Source organism: Burkholderia sp. BCC1996 (assembly GCF_905339955.1).
Classification (GTDB): domain Bacteria; phylum Pseudomonadota; class Gammaproteobacteria; order Burkholderiales; family Burkholderiaceae; genus Burkholderia.
Genome location: NZ_CAJPHM010000033.1, coordinates 45623 through 62423, shown reverse-complemented (window position 1 = coordinate 62423; position 16801 = coordinate 45623). Strand labels below are relative to the sequence as shown.

General features: G+C 68.0%; 16 protein-coding genes. 8 read left to right on the top strand and 8 right to left on the bottom strand.

Annotated elements, in window-relative coordinates; all coding sequences use genetic code 11:
- The first annotated feature begins 2 nt into the window (after positions 1 to 2).
- Genes U4Z64_RS32700 through U4Z64_RS32690 form a run of 3 tightly spaced genes read left to right on the top strand, consistent with a single transcriptional unit; the run spans position 3 to position 1582 of the window.
- Positions 3 to 536, top strand: coding sequence for a type II secretion system protein (locus tag U4Z64_RS32700; protein WP_044848032.1), 534 nt, complete (start codon positions 3 to 5; stop codon positions 534 to 536).
- A gap of 9 nt (positions 537 to 545) precedes the next feature.
- Entirely contained in the window at positions 546 to 971 is a 426-nt protein-coding gene (locus tag U4Z64_RS32695) for a type II secretion system protein (protein ID WP_321822142.1), read from the top strand.
- On the top strand, positions 968 to 1582 hold the full coding sequence (locus tag U4Z64_RS32690) for a type II secretion system protein (protein WP_082088716.1): 615 nt from the start codon (positions 968 to 970) through the stop codon (positions 1580 to 1582). Before U4Z64_RS32695 ends, U4Z64_RS32690 begins: the two co-directional genes overlap by 4 nt.
- Before the next feature lie 243 nt (positions 1583 to 1825).
- On the opposite strand, the gene U4Z64_RS32685 is transcribed toward U4Z64_RS32690, so the two are convergent.
- The 3 genes from U4Z64_RS32685 to U4Z64_RS32675 form a co-directional block, all read right to left on the bottom strand.
- Positions 1826 to 3784 (bottom strand): PhoX family protein, encoded by a 1959-nt coding sequence (locus U4Z64_RS32685; RefSeq protein ID WP_044848030.1) that lies wholly within the window; start codon positions 3782 to 3784, stop codon positions 1826 to 1828.
- 191 nt (positions 3785 to 3975) lie between these two features.
- Complete coding sequence (locus tag U4Z64_RS32680; protein ID WP_321811757.1) at positions 3976 to 5169, bottom strand: ammonium transporter; 1194 nt, start codon at positions 5167 to 5169, stop codon at positions 3976 to 3978.
- A gap of 253 nt (positions 5170 to 5422) precedes the next feature.
- Entirely contained in the window at positions 5423 to 5806 is a 384-nt protein-coding gene (locus tag U4Z64_RS32675; protein ID WP_321822152.1) for a hypothetical protein, read from the bottom strand.
- Between the two features lie 146 nt (positions 5807 to 5952).
- Between U4Z64_RS32675 and U4Z64_RS32670 the strand changes: the two genes are divergently transcribed.
- The 4 genes from U4Z64_RS32670 to U4Z64_RS32655 all read left to right on the top strand — a co-directional run bounded on the left by U4Z64_RS32670 (position 5953) and on the right by U4Z64_RS32655 (position 8467).
- A complete protein-coding gene (locus tag U4Z64_RS32670) occupies positions 5953 to 6381 on the top strand; it encodes a hypothetical protein (RefSeq protein WP_124487519.1) in 429 nt (142 codons plus the stop codon).
- A gap of 90 nt (positions 6382 to 6471) precedes the next feature.
- Positions 6472 to 6927 (top strand): Rrf2 family transcriptional regulator, encoded by a 456-nt coding sequence (locus tag U4Z64_RS32665; protein WP_321822141.1) that lies wholly within the window; start codon positions 6472 to 6474, stop codon positions 6925 to 6927.
- Between the two features lie 139 nt (positions 6928 to 7066).
- Positions 7067 to 7708, top strand: coding sequence for an NAD(P)-dependent oxidoreductase (locus U4Z64_RS32660; protein ID WP_044848025.1), 642 nt, complete (start codon positions 7067 to 7069; stop codon positions 7706 to 7708).
- A 288-nt stretch (positions 7709 to 7996) separates the two neighbouring features.
- Complete coding sequence (locus U4Z64_RS32655; RefSeq protein ID WP_044848024.1) at positions 7997 to 8467, top strand: Lrp/AsnC family transcriptional regulator; 471 nt, start codon at positions 7997 to 7999, stop codon at positions 8465 to 8467.
- An 88-nt stretch (positions 8468 to 8555) separates the two neighbouring features.
- Here U4Z64_RS32655 and U4Z64_RS32650 read toward each other — a convergent pair whose 3' ends face one another.
- The 3 genes from U4Z64_RS32650 to U4Z64_RS32640 are packed head-to-tail and all read right to left on the bottom strand — an operon-like array spanning position 8556 to position 12040.
- Positions 8556 to 9329 carry an ABC transporter ATP-binding protein gene (locus U4Z64_RS32650; RefSeq protein ID WP_044848023.1) on the bottom strand — a complete coding sequence of 258 codons (774 nt, stop codon included), beginning with the start codon at positions 9327 to 9329 and terminating at the stop codon, positions 8556 to 8558.
- Positions 9330 to 9333: 4 nt separating this feature from the next.
- Positions 9334 to 11010 (bottom strand): iron ABC transporter permease, encoded by a 1677-nt coding sequence (locus U4Z64_RS32645; RefSeq protein ID WP_321822140.1) that lies wholly within the window; start codon positions 11008 to 11010, stop codon positions 9334 to 9336.
- Entirely contained in the window at positions 11000 to 12040 is a 1041-nt protein-coding gene (locus tag U4Z64_RS32640) for a Fe(3+) ABC transporter substrate-binding protein (RefSeq protein ID WP_321801323.1), read from the bottom strand. Before U4Z64_RS32640 ends, U4Z64_RS32645 begins: the two co-directional genes overlap by 11 nt.
- A 243-nt stretch (positions 12041 to 12283) precedes the next feature.
- Here U4Z64_RS32640 and U4Z64_RS32635 point away from each other — a divergent pair, with 243 nt between their 5' ends.
- Positions 12284 to 12445, top strand: a complete 162-nt coding sequence (locus tag U4Z64_RS32635) for a hypothetical protein (RefSeq protein ID WP_321822139.1) — start codon at positions 12284 to 12286, stop codon at positions 12443 to 12445.
- 260 nt (positions 12446 to 12705) lie between these two features.
- Here U4Z64_RS32635 and U4Z64_RS32630 read toward each other — a convergent pair whose 3' ends face one another.
- Both U4Z64_RS32630 and U4Z64_RS32625 read right to left on the bottom strand, forming a co-directional pair.
- Entirely contained in the window at positions 12706 to 14073 is a 1368-nt protein-coding gene (locus U4Z64_RS32630) for an amino acid permease (protein WP_321822138.1), read from the bottom strand.
- Between the two features lie 308 nt (positions 14074 to 14381).
- The gene (locus tag U4Z64_RS32625) at positions 14382 to 16673 is read right to left on the bottom strand and encodes an FUSC family protein (protein ID WP_044848019.1); all 2292 of its coding nucleotides are present in this window, start codon (positions 16671 to 16673) and stop codon (positions 14382 to 14384) included.
- Between the last annotated feature and the right edge of the window lie 128 nt (positions 16674 to 16801).

The window sequence follows — 16801 nt, the reverse complement described above, 5'->3', positions numbered from 1 at the left end:
CCGTGAACGCCCGCCGCGCAGCGCCTCGCATTGGCCGCGTCGGCCGGCGCGGCTTCACGTTGATCGAGATGGTCATCACGCTCGCGCTCGTGTCGATTCTCGCGCTCGCGATCATGCCGTTCTCCGAACTGATCGTGCAGCGTCAGAAGGAGCAGGAACTGAGTGCCGCGTTGCGCGAGATTCGCACGGCGCTCGATGCGTACAAGGATGCGAGCGATGCGGGGCAGATCGAAAAGGAGGCGGAAGCGTCCGGCTATCCGCCGTCGCTGGCCGTGCTCGTGACGGGCGTGAAGAACGTCCGCGACCCGAAGGGCGGCATGATGACGTTCCTGCGCCGCGTGCCGCGCGATCCGTTCTTCGCCGGCGATCCCGATACGCCGGCCGAGGACACCTGGGATGTGCGCGCGTACGGCACGCCGCCGGACCCGTCGGCCGACGCGGCTCCTGCCGGCATGGAGCCCGGCAAGGACGTGTTCGACGTGACCTCGAAATCCGCTCGTGTCGGCATCAACGGCATTCCGTACAAACAATGGTGACGGTTCATCATGAAACCCGCTCGCATGCGCAGGATCCGCGGCTTTACGCTGATCGAAATCGTGGTCGTGATGGCCATCATCGGGCTGCTTCTGACCTTGGCCGTGCCGCGCTACATGCACAGCATCGAGCGCGGGAAGGAACAGGTGCGGCGGCAGAACCTCGCGGTGATGCGCAATGCGATCGACCAGTATTACGGTGACAACGGGCAATACCCCGACACGCTCGACGAACTGGTCGCGAAGCACTACTTGCGCGCGGTTCCGGTCGATCCGGTGAACGGCGACGACAAATGGGCGACGATCGCATCGCCGGACGACACCAAGCCGGGCGTCTACGATGTGGGGCCCGCGAGCGGTGTGCAAGGCGCGCCGCCGGGCGTGGCGGGAACGGCGGCAACGGCGGGAACGGCGGGCGTGGCCGGGGCGGTGAAATGAGCCGGTCCGGCCGGGCCGCGCGCGCGCGTGCGATGCATGCCCGCCTGCGCGGCGGGCGGCAGCGCGGGCTCGTGCTGCTCGCGCTGCTGATCGCGCTGATGCTGATGTCGATCGCGCTGGCCGGCGCGCTGGATGTCTGGTCGCTGCAGCGGCGCCGCGAACAGGAGCGGCAACTGCTGTTCGTCGGCGATCAGTACCGCAGGGCCATCGTCGCGTACTACCGTGTCGGGCGCGTATATCCGCAAACGGTCGACGACCTGCTGGACGATACGCGCTTTGCCACGCCCATGCACCATCTGCGCCGCGCATATCCGGATCCGGTCAGCGGCAAGAACGACTGGTCGTTCCTGTGGCGGGCCGACCGGTTCTACGGCGTATCCAGCAGCTCGGATGGCGCGCCGATCAAGCGCGCGGGATTTCCGGATCGATACAGGGACTTCGAGGGCCTCGAAACCTATCGGCAATGGAAGTTTCTTTACCTCGCACCGGGTATGGCCGCATCGGCTGACGAAGCGTCGCCGGCGGCGCCGGCGCGGCCGGCCAGTGCGCCGAGCCTGTCCGGTTTTCCGGGCGGCTCGCTGCCCGGACAGGTGCCGACGGGCTTGCGTTGACGCGGATTCGGTACCACGCGATAGAGGCCGCACGCAAAAAAGCGCGACGCCCGCAACGGGCATCGCGCGTAAAACGGCGTGGAGCGCCGACGAATGAAACGTGATGAAGAAAGGGGCGCCCGGCTAGGGGCGCCCGGCTAGGGACGCCCGGTTAGGGACGTCCGGTTAGGGACGTCCGACCAGGGACGCCCGACCAGGGACGCCCGGTTAGGTGCGCCCGGCCAGGGACGCCCGGCCAGAGGCTCAGGCCTTCGCGAGCTTGATGCTGGTCGGCTCGGCTGTCAGGTAGCCGACGCTCGCGCCGAAGCGGTCCTTGTAGTTCGCGCGCACGAGCGGGTCGAGCGTCGCCTTGACCTTGTCGTGCAGCGGCGTCTCCCAGTCGCCCACGTGCTGGAAGTTGCTCATCACGTAGGTCCAGCCGTTGATCTCGTCGACCGCGTGCAGGCCCGTCGATTCGGCGCCGGCCGGGCACGACAGCACGCGCGCGAGCGATTTCGTGTCGACGTTGTACGCCCACAGGAAGTTGTTCACGTGCATGCCCGAGTCTTCGCCGATGAACAGCGTGCGCAGCTTTTCGGAGAACTTCAGGTTGTCGGGGTTCGCGATCTTGTCCGGGTTCGCGAGGTTGCCGAGCGCATCGGCCGCGGCGAGGTCCTCGCCGACGAGCGCGGCCGGCGCGCTCATGTCGACCGGCACCCACTCGCTGTCGATCGCGCTGCCCGACTTGTCGCGCTGGCCGGCCTTCAGGTTCAGCGCATAGACGGCGCCCGCGGCGATCTTCTTGTCCACCGCGACGTCGCGCGACACCGCATTGCCGCTGACCATCGACGTCTCGATCCGCGACATCGCCGTGTAGACGATCTTGTCCTTCGCGTTGACCGTCGTGCCTTCGAGCTTCGTGAACGCCATGCTGCCGCCGATCAGCGCCGCGTAGCGGTGCGTCTCGAGGAACGCGGCCGCCTTTTCCATCCCGGGCTTCACGCGCATCCAGTTGAACTTGCCGCCGAAGTGGATCTTCGTGTAGCTCGCGTCGTTCGGGTCGGTCGTCGTCAGGTCCATGATGTCCGACGCCTTCAGCGTGTTCGCGAGCGTCTCGATCTCGCTGCTCGTCGCGTGGCCGATTTTGATCCACGTGAGCGTCGCGCTGCCCGCGCCGGCGGACGACGTCTGCGTCCACTTCGCGACGTACAGCGTGCCGGCCGACAGGTCGGCCGCCTTGTCGGCGACGAACATGAACAGGCCGCCGTTGGTGGCGTCGTCACCCATCATCACGGTGCGCTGGTCCGGCATCACCTGGATCAGCTCGTGCGAGATGCGGCCGAGGCAGTAGTGCTTCTTCACCGTGCCGGTGCCGTCCGGATTCACCGTGATCTCGGGCAGGTGGCCGTAGTGGTAGGGGTTCGCCTTCGTCTCGTCGCCGAACGTGTTCCGGCTGAATGCCTTGAACTGCGCGTCGGTCGCGGCCTTCGTCGCATCCGGCTCGTATTCCTCGCTCGACAGGTGCGTGCCCCACGGCGACAGGCTCGCGCCGCATGTGATCCACAGGCCGTGCGCCTTCGACGTGTCGACGTTGTGATACTTGACGACCTTCAGCGCGCCGCTGGACGGATCCTGGTCGAGCGTGATCACCGCGATCGGCGACGGCAGCTGGCCGTACTGTGACGCGCTTGCCTGGTCGCGCGTCGTGTATTCGAACTGCACGACCGCGAAGACCGTGTTGCCCTTCACGCCGGCGACGCTGGCGTTCTTCAGCGTCAGCAGCGAGCTGCCGTCCGGGCAGTCCGAGTAGAACTGGCGCTCCTTGCCTGCCACCGAGCGGTCGATGATCGGCTGGTTGTTGATGTCGTAATAGCCGCCCGCGAGGGTCGTGCCGCCCTTGCCGTCCGGCACCATGTCGCCGGTCACGAAGAACGGCCGGTACGCGAGCTTGAAGTTGCGCGACGAGCCGTCCGAGAACGACACCGACAGCGTCGAGCCGACCGTCGTCGTGGCCATCGCGGCCGCGTTGTCGAGCGTGGGCGCGGCCATCGCCGAGAACGCCGCCGACGTGTACGCGGCGGCCGGCGTCGCCGCCACCGGATTGTCGTCGCCGCCGCAGCCGGTCAGCAGGGCCGGCAGCGCGAGGCCGGAGAGGGGCAGCATGGGCGCGCCGGCGAGGATCTTCAGGGCCTGACGACGGGAAGCATTGGGCAACGCGGGCATGTGGAGTCCAGTTTCAGATATTGGAAGAATGGCCTTCCGCGAAGCAGGCGATCAGCAAGCAAGGCGAAGGCAAGTTGAAAACTGGACCGAAGTGTAGGGACGCTAGATGAAAGTTTTTTGAATAGAAAACGTAATGATGTGTCGGGCGTCCGTCAGGCGGGCTGCCGGACGCCGGTCGCAAGCGTTTGCGCTCAGTCGCGCTCGGGCGTCGCCGAGATGCGGTGGATCGACAGGTCGGCACCGTCGAATTCGGCTTCGCGATCGAGGCGCAGCCCGACGGTCGCCTTCAGCGCGCCGTACACGAGCGTGCCGCCCGCGCTGGCGATCGCGATGCCGCCGAGCGTGCCGATCAGCTGCGACACGAACGACACGCCGCCGAGGCCGCCGAACGCGGGTTGCCCGAACACGCCGGCCGCGAGGCCGCCGAGCGCGCCGCACATGCCGTGCAGCGGCCACACGCCGAGCACGTCGTCGATGCGCCACTTGTTCTGCACGCAGGTGAACATCGCGACGAACAGTGCGCCGGCCGCGGCACCCGTGACAAGCGCGCCGATCGGGTGCATCACGTCGGAGCCCGCGCAGACGGCGACGAGGCCCGCGAGCGGGCCGTTATACGTGAAGCCCGGATCGTTGCGGCCGGCCATCCACGCGGCGAGCGTGCCGCCGACCATCGCCATCAGCGAGTTCACGGCGACGAGGCCGCTGATCTTGTCGAGCGTCTGCGCGCTCATCACGTTGAAGCCGAACCAGCCGACCGCGAGCACCCACGCGCCGAGCGCGAGGAACGGGATGTTCGACGGCGGATGCGCGGCGATCCGGCCGTCCTTCGCATAGCGGCCGTGGCGGGCGCCGAGCAGCAGCACGGCCGGCAGCGCGACCCAGCCGCCGAACGCGTGCACGACGACCGAGCCCGCGAAATCGTGGAACGGCGCGCCGAATGCGTGCGTGAGCCAGGCTTGCACGCCGAAGCGCTCGTTCCATGCGATCCCTTCGAAGAACGGATAGATGAAGCCGACGATGATCAGCGTCGCGACGAGCTGCGGATTGAATTTCGCGCGCTCCGCGATGCCGCCGGACACGATCGCGGGGATCGCCGCCGCGAACGTCAGCAGGAAGAAGAAGCGGACGAGCGCGTAGCCGTTGTGCTGCGACAGCGTGCCGATGTCGTCGAAGAACTCGACGCCGTACGCGATCGTATAGCCGATGAGGAAGTACGCGAGCGTCGACACCGAGAAGTCGACCAGGATCTTCACGAGCGCGTTGACCTGGTTCTTCTTGCGGACCGTGCCGAGCTCGAGAAATGCGAAGCCCGCGTGCATCGCGAGCACCATGACGGCGCCGATCAACAGGAACAGTGTATCGACGCCGGATTTCAGACCATCCATGCCGTGGCTTCCTTGCGCAAAAAACGGGCGAGGAATGCAAGTATCGGGCCAACTTGGTGAACGGCTGCGTGCAATTGGTGCAGGGGGCCGTTTGGTGCGGCATTCCGGTGATGCCTGCACGATGGCGGGGCAGGCCACATGCGGCGCGAACGCCGTAACGAATGCACGTGTGTGGTGCGGTGCGTGCGCAACTGGTGCGCGCGATGCGCGCCGCGGTGCGGCGTGGTGCGCCGCGATGCACCGGTCTGGCGCGTCAGCGGCGCGCGAACAGCGCGCGCGGGCGCCGCAGCCGCCACGCGCTGGCGCACCAGTAGACGGCGACGCTCGAGAGCCCGAGCGCCGCGAACGACAGCGCGGCGAGGCCCGCGCGCGACGGGTCGTCGCCGTCGGGGCCGAGGATGCCTTGCTGGACGATCAGTGCGGCCGTCCAGAAGCCGATCACCGCCTGCGCGAGCAGCCGGGCGCACGCGACGCGGCGCCTGTGCCCGGCATCACGCAGGCGTGTCGCGGAGGGGGCGCGAAGACACAGGAACAGGGTGGCGGCGAGCACGGCGGCCAGCGTGATGAACCAGTCGATGAGGAAAGCCGTGAAGGAAGCGGAAAGCGCGTAGAGCGGATTGGAGCCTGCCCAATTCAGTGTCGGCGCGCGTGCGATTGAATCAGACAATTCCGAAATTGAAAGGCATTCTTAATCGGGAGTCGGCGTTGGCCCCGTTGCGGAGGCGGTATCATCGACACCGGTCCAACCCTGCAGGCCGTGCGGCGCACGGCCGGAGATTGCTGATGAAGATGAAGACTTCGCGGGCGCGTCGCATGCCCGGGTCCGTGCTGGCGGCCGCGGCCGTTGGCGCGGTGTTGTTGCTCGCAGGCTGCGAGAAGTCCGGCACGCCGGCCACGCAACCCGATACGGCCGCGAGCGCAGCCGCCGATGCCGCGAACAACGCGGCCAAGGCGCTCGACCAGGTGGCGAGCACCGTCAACCAGCAGATCAATGCCGCGAAGGCCGGCATCGCGAGCGCGGCATCGGCGGTGCCGCCGCTGTCGGCGAGCGGCCTCGCGTCCGCCGCGCAGGCGCAGATCGATGCGGCCGCTTCCGCGGTCGTCGCGCACGCGGCATCGGAAGCCGGCGCGAAGATCGCGGAGGCCGGCAAGAAGCTCCAGCAGTGGAGCCAGCAGAACGCGTCGGGTGCGAAGCCGGCCAGCGGCGAGTAGCGGCCCTTGCGCAATCCGAGAAATGTAATTATAGTGGTTACATATTGTCGCCGGCTGCGGTTCGGGCCGGCGTCGCCGAGTGAGTGAGGAATGAATACCAGCAGCCGGTTCGCGTTTGCCGTTCACGTGCTCGCCTTGCTGTCGATGCAGGAAGGCGCGCCGCTGTCGTCCGACATCATCGCGGGCAGCGTGAACACGAATCCGGCGCTGATTCGCCGTCTGTTGTCGATGCTGGCGGCCGCGGGGCTGACCACGTCGCAGCTCGGCGCGGGCGGCGGGGCGCTGCTGGCGCGCGAGCCGGGCGAGATCACGCTGCTCGACGTGTATCGCGCGGTCGACGATGCGCAGCTGTTCGCGCTGCACCGCGAGGCGCCGAATCCCGCGTGTCTCGTCGGGCGGCACATCCAGGGCGTGCTGATCGACTATATCGGCGACGCGCAGCGCGCGATGGAAGCATCGCTTGCCGCGCGCACGCTCGCGGACGTCACGGCCGACGTGCTCGCATCGGAGCAGCGCGGCCGGCCGGCGGGGAACGCGAGCGGCTGAGCGCAGGCAGCGGATGAGGCAGGGCAGGAGGCCGGGTGGCGCGCATTGCGCGGCGCCCGGCACGACGGAGTGCGGCTCCGTTTTTTTTCGGTCTTATATGTAATTGCTGTAGTTACTTATTTATTTCTGGAGAATCGACATGACGCAACGTTCCTTGAACATCGCACTGTTTGGCGCCACCGGGATGATCGGCTCGCGCATTGCCGCGGAAGCCGCGCGCCGCGGCCATCGCGTGACCGCGCTGTCGCGCCATCCGGGGGCGGCGGCCGACGGCATCACCGCGAAGGCGGCCGACCTGTTCGATGCGGCCAGCATCGCGGCCGCGCTGCCGGGCCACGACGTCGTCGCCAGCGCGTACAGCCCGAAACAGGACGATCCCGCCAAGGTCGTCGCCGCGGCGAAGGCGCTGGTGGAAAGCACGCGCCAGGCGGGGCTGAAGCGGCTCGTGGTGGTGGGTGGCGCCGGGTCGCTCGAGGTCGCGCCGGGCAAGCAGCTGGTCGACACCGAAGGTTTCCCGGACGCGTACAAGGCGGTCGCGCTCGCGCACCGCGATGCGCTCGACTATCTGAAGACGGTCGGCGATCTCGACTGGACGTTCTTCGCGCCGGCCGCGCTGATCGCACCGGGCGAGCGCACGGGCACGTTCCGCACGGGCGTCGGCAAGCTGATCGTGGACGCGCAGGGCAACAGCAAGATCTCGGCGGAAGACTACGCGGTCGCGTTCGTCGATGCGCTCGAGCAAGACAGCTTCGTGCGCGAGATCGCGACCGTCGCGTATTGAGCGGCATCGTGGCGAGGCGGCACGCAAGTGCCGCATTCGCCGTGAGCGGCGCGCGGCACGCAGCGCAGCCGCAGTGACCACGGGCGATTCCATCTCGACGGGTGGAATCGCCCGTTTCGTCAGGGGGCCGATGATTCATGGAGCGATGCGCACGCGACCCGTGCGCGACGCGGATCCTTCCCCGCCTGATTGGTATTTATCCCGGTCGACGCCGCGCAGCGGTTTCCATATTGTTCCCCGTCATGCAGGATGCATAGAAAAAATTTCTATCTACGAGGGACTGGGTAAATGGATGCCATCGATCGCAAGCTGCTGGAGCTGTTGCAGGCAGATGCCACATTGCCGATCGCGGAACTCGCGCAGCGCGTGAACCTGTCGCAGACACCCTGCTGGAAGCGCGTGCAGCGGCTCAAGGAAACCGGCGCGATCCGCGCGCAGGTCGCGCTGTGCGATCCGCGCAAGCTCGGGGTCGGCACGACCGTGTTCGTCGCGATCCGCACGAACCAGCACACCGAGGAGTGGGCGCAGCGTTTCACGCAGGTCGTGTGCGACATGCCGGAAGTCGTCGAGGTCTACCGGATGAGCGGCGAGACCGACTATCTGCTGCGTGTGGTGGTGGCCGGCATCGACGATTTCGATCGCGTGTACAAGCAACTGATCCGTGCGGTGCCGCTGTTCGACGTGAGCTCGTCGTTCGCGATGGAGCAGATCAAGTATTCGACCGCGCTGCCGGTGCGCGATCTGGCCGAGCCGGCGTAGCGCGCGGAACGGCAATGCATCGCGTCGGTACGGGAGGGTGGATTGCGTGTTCCTGCCGCCGAGGCTCGCCGTCGTCGTAATGGCCCGCTCAGCGGCCGCGCGACATGGCGCGTGCACGTTCGTCCGCCAGCGCGTCGCGGCGCACGAACTCCGCGACGAACGGGCTGGCCGGATGGTGATGCAGCGCGTACGGCGTGTCCCATTGCGCGAGCCGGCCGTCCTTCATCACGCCGATCCGGTCGGCGATCGCGAACGCTTCAGCCTGGTTGTGCGTGACGAGGATCGCGGTGTGACCCGTGCGCTTGAGGATGTCGCGCAGCTCGAATGCGAGCCGCTCGCGCGTATCGACGTCGAGATTCGAGAACGGCTCGTCGAGCAGCAGCAGCTCAGGCGACGGCGCGAGCGCGCGGGCGAGGGCGACGCGCTGCTGCTGGCCGCCCGACAGTTCGTGCGGATACGCGCTGCCTGACGCGGCGAGGCCGACGAGTTCGAGCAGGTCCGCGACGCGGGCGCGCCGCTCGGCCTTCGGCATGCGCCGCAGGCCGAACGCGACGTTGTCGGCCGCGCTCAGGTGCGGGAACAGCGCATAGTCCTGGAACATCATGCCGATGCGGCGCCGCTCGGGCGGCACGTCGAGCGACGGTGCCGAGACGGGCGTGCCGTCCAGCACGATGCGCCCCATGCGCACGGGCTCGAAGCCCGCGATCGCGCGCAGCACGGTGGTCTTGCCGCAGCCCGATGCGCCGAGCAGGCAGCCGATGTCGCCGCGCGGCAGCGCGAGGCTCAGCCCGTCGACCACCGAGCGGCGGCCGTGCGGCGTATCGTAGGCGACGCAGAGGTCGTCGAGTTCGAGCAGGTTCACGGTGTCAGGCTCCGATCTTGTGACGGGTGCGTGCGAGCAGGATCACGGGCACGAGCCCGGCCAGCACGATCGCGAGCGCGGCGACCGCGCCTTCCTCGTAGGTGCCGCGCGCGGCTTCCGCATACAGCCAGGTCGCGAGTGTGTCGAAATTCAGCGGACGCAGCAGCAGCGTCGCCGGCAGCTCCTTCATCGCATCGACGAAGACGAGCAGCGCGCTCGTCGTGAGCGCGGGCCGCAGCAGCGGCAGGTGCACGCGGCGCAGCGTGCCGCCGGCCGTCTCGCCGAGCGAGCGCGCGGCCTGTTCGAGCGACGGCGGAATGCGCGCGAGGCCGGCTTCGATGCTGCCGGCCGAGATCGCGAGAAAGCGCACGGTGTACGCAATCACGAGCGCGGCCGCCGATCCCATCAGCAGCAGCCCGTCGCGGCCGAGCGCGGCACCCAGCAGCCGGTCGGCGGCCGCGAACGGGATCAGCAGGCCGATCGCGAGCACGGTGCCCGGCACCGCGTAGCCGAGGCTCGCGATTCGCGCGCACACGCGGGCCGGGCCCGCGCGCGCGCTGTCGCGCTGCGCGCGCGCCGCCCACGCGACGACCAGCCCGCATGCGAGCGTCGTGACCGTTGCGGCGGCGGCGATCGTCAGCGTATTCGCAAGCCCGGTCAGCAACTGCGCGGATACGCCGCCGACGAGATGCAGCCGCTTGCCGGTCTCGACCGCGAGGTACGCGGCCGGCGCGCCGAAGCCGAGCAGCACCGGCAGCCAGCCGAGCGCGGCGGCGCTCCACGCGGCCGCGCCGGTCAGCTTGCGCGGTGCGAGCGGACGCATGCGGCGGCCGTGCGCGTAGCGCTGGCGGCGGCGCCCGTGGCGTTCGAGCACGATCATGCCGACCACGATCGCGAGCATCGCGAGCGCCACCTGCGCGGCGCCCGCGAGATCGGAGCGCGTGATCCACGTGGTGTAGACCGAGACGGTCAGCGTCTGCACGCCGAGGAATTCCGACGCGCCGATGTCGTTCAGCGTTTCGAGCAGCGCGAGACTCACGCCGACCGCGATCGCGGGCCGCGCGAGCGGGACGACGACGCGCCAGAACGTCGCGATGCGTCCGGCGCCGAGCGTGCGCGCGGCTTCGAGCAGGCTCGCGGACTGCGTGACGAACATCGCGCGCGTGCTCAGGTACACATACGGATACAGCACGAAGCCGAGCACGAAGATCGCGCCGGGCAGCGAGCGCAGGTCGGGCAGGCGGAACTGGCGCGGGCTGTCGAAGCCGAGCAGCCAGCGGATCGCGCCCTGCACGGGGCCGATCGGGTGGAGCAGGTCGAGATACGCGAACGCGACGATGTAGGTGGGCACCGCGAGCGGCAGCAGCAGCGCCCAGGTCAGCGTCCGGCGGCCCGGAAAATCGTACGCGGTGACGAGCCACGCGCAGCCGGTGCCGACTATCGTGACAATCGCGCCGACGCCCGCGAGCAGCAGCAGCGTATTGGCGAGCGCCTGCGGCAGCACGAATTCGGCGAGGTGCTGCCAGTGCGCGAGATCGGCGCCGAGCGCGGCGGCGACCAGCACCGCGAGCGGCGCGGCGACCACCGCGGCGATCGCGACGGCCGCGCCCAGCCAGATGCTGCCCGCGCGCGAACCGAGCGGCCGGCGGCGCGCGCGCACGAACGCTGCATCAGTTGTCAAAGCCGACCTTGTCGACGAGCTGGCTGGCCGCCTTGCGGTGCTTCGCGATGTCGGCCAGCGGCAGCGGGTCGACCTTCAGCGTGCCGAAGCTCGCGATCACCGGGTCGAGCTTCACGTTCGCGCGCACCGGGTATTCGTAGTTCGCCTGCGCATACAGCGCCTGCGCTTCCGGCGACACGAGGTACTCGAGCAGCTTCACCGCGTTGGCCTTGTGCGGCGCGTGCTTCGCGACCGTCGCGCCGCTGATGTTGACGTGCGTGCCGCCGCTCTTCGCGTTCGCGAACGTCGGCCGCACGACCTTGATCGCGTCGCCCCACTTGCGCGCGTCGCTGCCGGCTTCCGCGTTCTTCATGTGACCGACGTAGTACGCGTTCGCGAGGCCGACGTCGCAGATGCCGCCGAGAATGTCGCGCGCGACGTCGCGGTCGCCGCCCGTCGCCTTGCGCGCGAGGTTCGCCTTCACGCCGCGCAGCCACTTTTCGGTCGCGGCTTCGCCGTCGTGCGCGATCATCGCCGCGACGAGTGCCGTGTTGTACGGATGCTGCCCCGAGCGGATGCAGACCTTGCCCTTCCATTTCGGATCGGCGAGATCCTCGTAGCGGAACGCGTCGACCTTCAGGTCCTTCTCCACGTACAGCACGCGATCGCGCAGCGACAGCGCGTACCAGTCGCCCTGCGCGCCGCGCAGGTTCGCGGGGATCGCGTCGTCGAGCACCTTCGAGCGCACCGGCTGCGCGAGCCCGCCGTCGACGAGATCGAGCAGGTTGCCGATGTCGACCGTCATCAGCACGTCCGCCGGCGACTGCGCGCCTTCCGCCTTCACGCGCTCGAGCAGGCCGTCCTTCACGAACACCGTATTGACCTTGACGCCGCTCTGTTTCGTGAACGCGTCGATCAGCGGCTGGATCAGCTTCGGTTCGCGGGTGGTGTACAGGCTCACTTCCTCGGCCGCGTGGGCCAGCGGCGCGAACGCGGCGGCAAGGGCGAGGGCGCCGGCGAGCGGCAGCAGGCGGGTGCGCGGATTCGACATGGAGACTCCGATGAGGCAGGCGGACGAGGAAGCGTTCCGGGGCGTGCCTGCCGCCCGAGCGACCCGAAACATTACAAAGCGAAAGATTTCGGATTCTAGATCGAAATGGGAATGATTATCAAATGAAAGGTGATGGAAAGTGATGCGGAAGGAACGGGGAGGGACACGGAGACGGGGCGTCGCGGCACGGGCGCAAGCGCGTAGAATGCCCGCTTCAACGAATTCGACGGAGCCGCACCGACCATGAACGATCAGCGCAAGAAGAACCCTGTCCGCAACGTGAGCATCCTGATCGTCGTGGTCGTGCTGTTCGTGATCGGGACGATCCTGTACAACGCGATCTCGCAGAAGCACGCGTACGACGAGGCCCATCCGGCCGAGGCCGCGAGCGCCGCGTCGCACTGACGCCGACGCCGACGCCGACGCCGACGCCGACGCCGACGCCGACGCCAACGCCAACGCCAACGCCAACGCCAACGCCAACGCCAACGCGGATGCGGATGCGGATGCGCATGATCGCTTCGTGGCCCGGTCGGGCAGCCGGCGATGCGCGGAAACGGCGGGAAGGGTAGAAGCCGCGGCGGGCGATGCGCGAGGCGTCGCGCCGTGCCGGGAGAGACGCGGGCGCCGAAGCCGGCGCGCCGCATGCAAGGATCAGGCGTGCGTCATCGTGACGCAGGCGCAAACTTCGGGCGGATCCGAGCGTAGAACACGGCCGCGAGCAGCGCGAGCCATGCCGCGCCGACGTAGAGCGCGACACGCGTATCCTCGAACCAGCCGAGCATCACGATCACGAAGCCCATGAACGCGATCGTCAGCGCGGGCGCGACGGGCCACAGCGGCACCTTGAACTTCAGCGCCGCGACTTCCGCGCTCGACAGGCGACGGCGCATCGCGACCTGCGACAGCAGGATCATCAGCCACACCCACACGGTCGCGAACGTCGCGATCGCCGCGACCACCAGGAACACGTCCTTCGGCATCAGGTAGTTGAGCAGCACGCCGACCAGCAGCGCGCCGGCCATCACGAGCACCGTGACCCACGGCACGCCGTGCCGCGACGTCGTCATCAGCACGCGCGGCGCCTGGCCCTGCCGCGCCATCCCGAACATCATCCGGCCCGCGCCGAAGATGTCGCTGTTGATCGCCGAGATCGCCGCGCTGATCACCACGAGGTTGAGGATCGTCGCGGCCGACTTCACGCCGAGCGCCGAGAAGATCTGCACGAACGGGCTGCCGTCGCTGCCGACGCCGGTCCACGGGCTGATCGACATCAGCACGACCATCGTCAGCACGTAGAACAGCAGGATGCGCGCGGGCACCGCGTTGATCGCGCGCGGAATCACGCGCTCCGGGTCCTTCGCCTCGCCGGCGCTCATCCCGATCACCTCGATGCCGCCGTACGCGAAGATCACGACCGACAGCGACGCGATCAACCCGCCGATCCCGTTCGGGAAGAAGCCGCCATGGTTCCACAGGTTCGCGAACGTCGGCGCGTCGGCCGAATGGCCGAAATGCATGCCGGTCAGCAGGATCGCGACGCCGCCGCCGATCATCGCGACGATCGCGCCGACCTTGATGATCGACAGCCAGAATTCGAGCTCGCCGAACACCTTCACGTGGCACAGGTTCAGCCCGCAGATGACCGCGACGACGCCGAGCACCCAGATCCATTGCGGGACGTCCGGAAACCAGAAGCCCATGTAGATGCCGAACGCGGTGATGTCGGCGATCGCGACGATCACCATTTCGAGCGTGTAGGTCCAGCCGGTGACGAAGCCCGCGAACGGCCCGAGGTTTTCGGTCGCGTAGTGGCCGAACGAGCCGGCGACGGGCTCGCGCACGGCCATCTCGCCGAGCGCGCGCATCACCATGTAGACGGCCGCGCCGCCCAGGATATAGGCCAGGATCACCGCCGGGCCCGCGAGCTGGATCGCGGACGCCGAGCCGTAGAACAGGCCGGTGCCGATCGCCGAGCCCAGCGCGAGAAAGCGGATGTGCCGCGCGCTCAGGTGGCGCTGCAAGTTTTTCATCGAGTCTCCGATATCGTTTTATGCGACGGACCGGGCAAGCGGGGCCGGTCCCGATGGCTCAAGTTGTCTATACAACTTAAATGTGAACGAATGATAACAAGCCGGGCCATGTGACCGGAATCGGGTATTCCCTGACTGGCGCAACCGGCGGAATCGGGCGTGGGGCCATCGCGCGGCGGGCGCGCGGGCCCTGTGGGGCGTGCGGGGCGGGCGGGGCATGCGTCGGAAGGGGATTGCGGGAGCGGGGCGCGCCGCCGGCCGGCCCGCTTGCATGCGCGGGCGGCCGGCGGCGGGACAACTTCATGCCGTCATGCGGGCAGGCGGATGACGCTTGCGTCCTTGCGGATCAGCAGCGACGACGCGAGCATCTGCTTGCACTGGTGCGCGAGCACCTTCAGGTCGTGCGTGAGCTCGGCGCCCACCGCGTCGGATTTTTCCGCGGACACGACCATCGCGTCGAGCTCGCGCGTGATCTGCTTCGTCGCGTCGAGCTGGTCGGCCGGCGGCGGCTCGCCGGCTTCCGCCTTCTCGAGATTCTCGAGCACGGCGGACAGGCCGCGGCGCAGCGCATCGTCGTGGACGAGGTGCGCGTCGGCCGCGCATGCGCTTCGGATCAGCGGTGCGGCGGCGGTGATCTGCGCGCCGAGCACGTGCGTCTGCACGAGCAGGTCGTTCAGTTCGGGCACGAAGCGCTGGTGCGCCTTCGGCTCGATCATCATCCGCTGGAACGCCTGGCCGAGGTTCGCGAACGCGATGTGCACGTCCTTGCGCGCGAGGCGGTAGCGGTAGTCGTCGTCGAGGGCGGCGGCCGGTGTCTCGATCGCCGCGGCGACGACCGGCACGACGGCCGCGCCGTCGGCGGCCGGCACCGGCGGCGGCGATGCACCGCGCCCGGCGCGCCAGACGGCCTCGAAATACTTGCGGGTCGACGTCAGCATGTCGGTGACGAGCTTGCCCATCAGCCGGTATTCCCAGTACGGGAACAGGCGGCTCGCGGCGATCGCGATCATGCAGCCGACCACCGTGTCGATCGCGCGCTCGCCGATGATCCGCATGCTGCCCGGCGCGAGCAGGTGGAACATCAGCAGTACATAAGACGACGTGAATACGACGCTCGCCGCGTAGTTGAACAGCAGCAGGCTGTAGCTCATCACCATCGACCCGAACATGATCGCGATCAGCAGGTGCGGCTCCTTGACCGTGTAGATCAGCGCGATGCTCGCCGCGCAGCCGATCAGCGTGCCGACGATACGCTGCGCGTTGCGCTGCTTGGTGAGCGAGTAGCCGGGCTTCAGGATGATGATGGTCGTCATCACGATCCAGTACGCGTTCGTGAGCGGCAGCAGCCGGCCGAGCCAGAAGCCGACCGCGACCGCGATCGTCACGCGCAGCGCGTGGCGGAAGCTCGGCGAGCGCATGTTCAGGTTCGAGAAGATCAGCAGCGGCGACATCCGGCGCCGCTGCAGGAAGCGCGTGAGCGCCTTGTCGATCTTCAGTTCGGTCTGCTGCGGGTCGGCATGGCCCGACAGGTTGCGGCGCATCCGGTCGATCAGGCGCGTCGCGCTCCAGATGCGCCGGAACGTCGCGAGCACGGCCGCGTAGGCTTCCGCGTTGGTGGCCGGGAAGCTCTTCTTGCGCATCAGCTCGATCTCATACTCGATCGCGCGCAGTTCGGCCTTCACGCTGATGCGCGAATGCGGCGCGCGGTTCTCGAGCACCGCGAGACCGATCTCCTCGAGATCGGCGGCCGCCTTGCAGATCAGGTCGCGATAGAAAATGATCAGGTCGGAGCCGCCGAACGTGTTGCGTATGAGCGGGTAGTCGGTGTGTGCGCCAACGAACAGTTCGTGCAGGTCGACGCTGTTGATGAACAGGTTGTACATCGTCGCGCGGCCGGGATCGAGCTTGCCGCGGCGCAGCTTCGGCAGGTTGCGCAACACGATGTCGCGCGCAGTTTCCTGCGTTTCGACCGCGGTGATCTGCTTCGCGACGAGATTGCGGTAGCACTCGTCGAGATCGGCGTCGAGATCGTAGAACCGCGCGCGCGCGAGCAGGTAGTCGGCGCACGCGAACAGGCTTTCGGCGAGCGCCTGCTGCTCGATCCGGCGCGCCTGCCATTGCGACACGAGCGTCGCCCAGTACGTGTACCAGAGGCCGCCCGCGAGAATCCAGCCGGCATTGATGAATGCCTGCAGCGGCGTGAACTTCTCCTCGAGCGTCATCACCATCATGAACAGCGTCGCGAAGCTGATCTGCGGCCAGCGGTTGCCGTAGACGACGATCAGCGACAGCACGAACGTGAGCGGCACGATCGTCAGCCACAGCGCGAAGATGTTCGGCGTGGCGAGGCCGGTCGCGAGCGCGGCCAGGAAGCCGATCACGCTGCACGCGAGCATTTCGTTGTGCTTGTACTTCAGCGGGCCCGGCATGTCGACGACGCACGCGCCGAGCGCGCCGGTCGAGATCGTGAAGCCGAGCTCCCGGTTGTGAAACACGATCAGGCACAGCACGGCCGGCAGCGATACGCCGACCGCGATCCGCAGGCCGCCGAAAAAGTACTGGCTGTAGAAAAACTTTCTGATTTCGACCGAATAGCGCATCGATGGGCTGAATGACAGACGAAGACGCCCGGGGCGGCGTATTGACTGGCGACGAGTCTATCGTATTTCGCGGTCCGCAAAATCTGGCCGTTCGGACGACGTTCATCGCGACGGCCCTTTTGCTATCC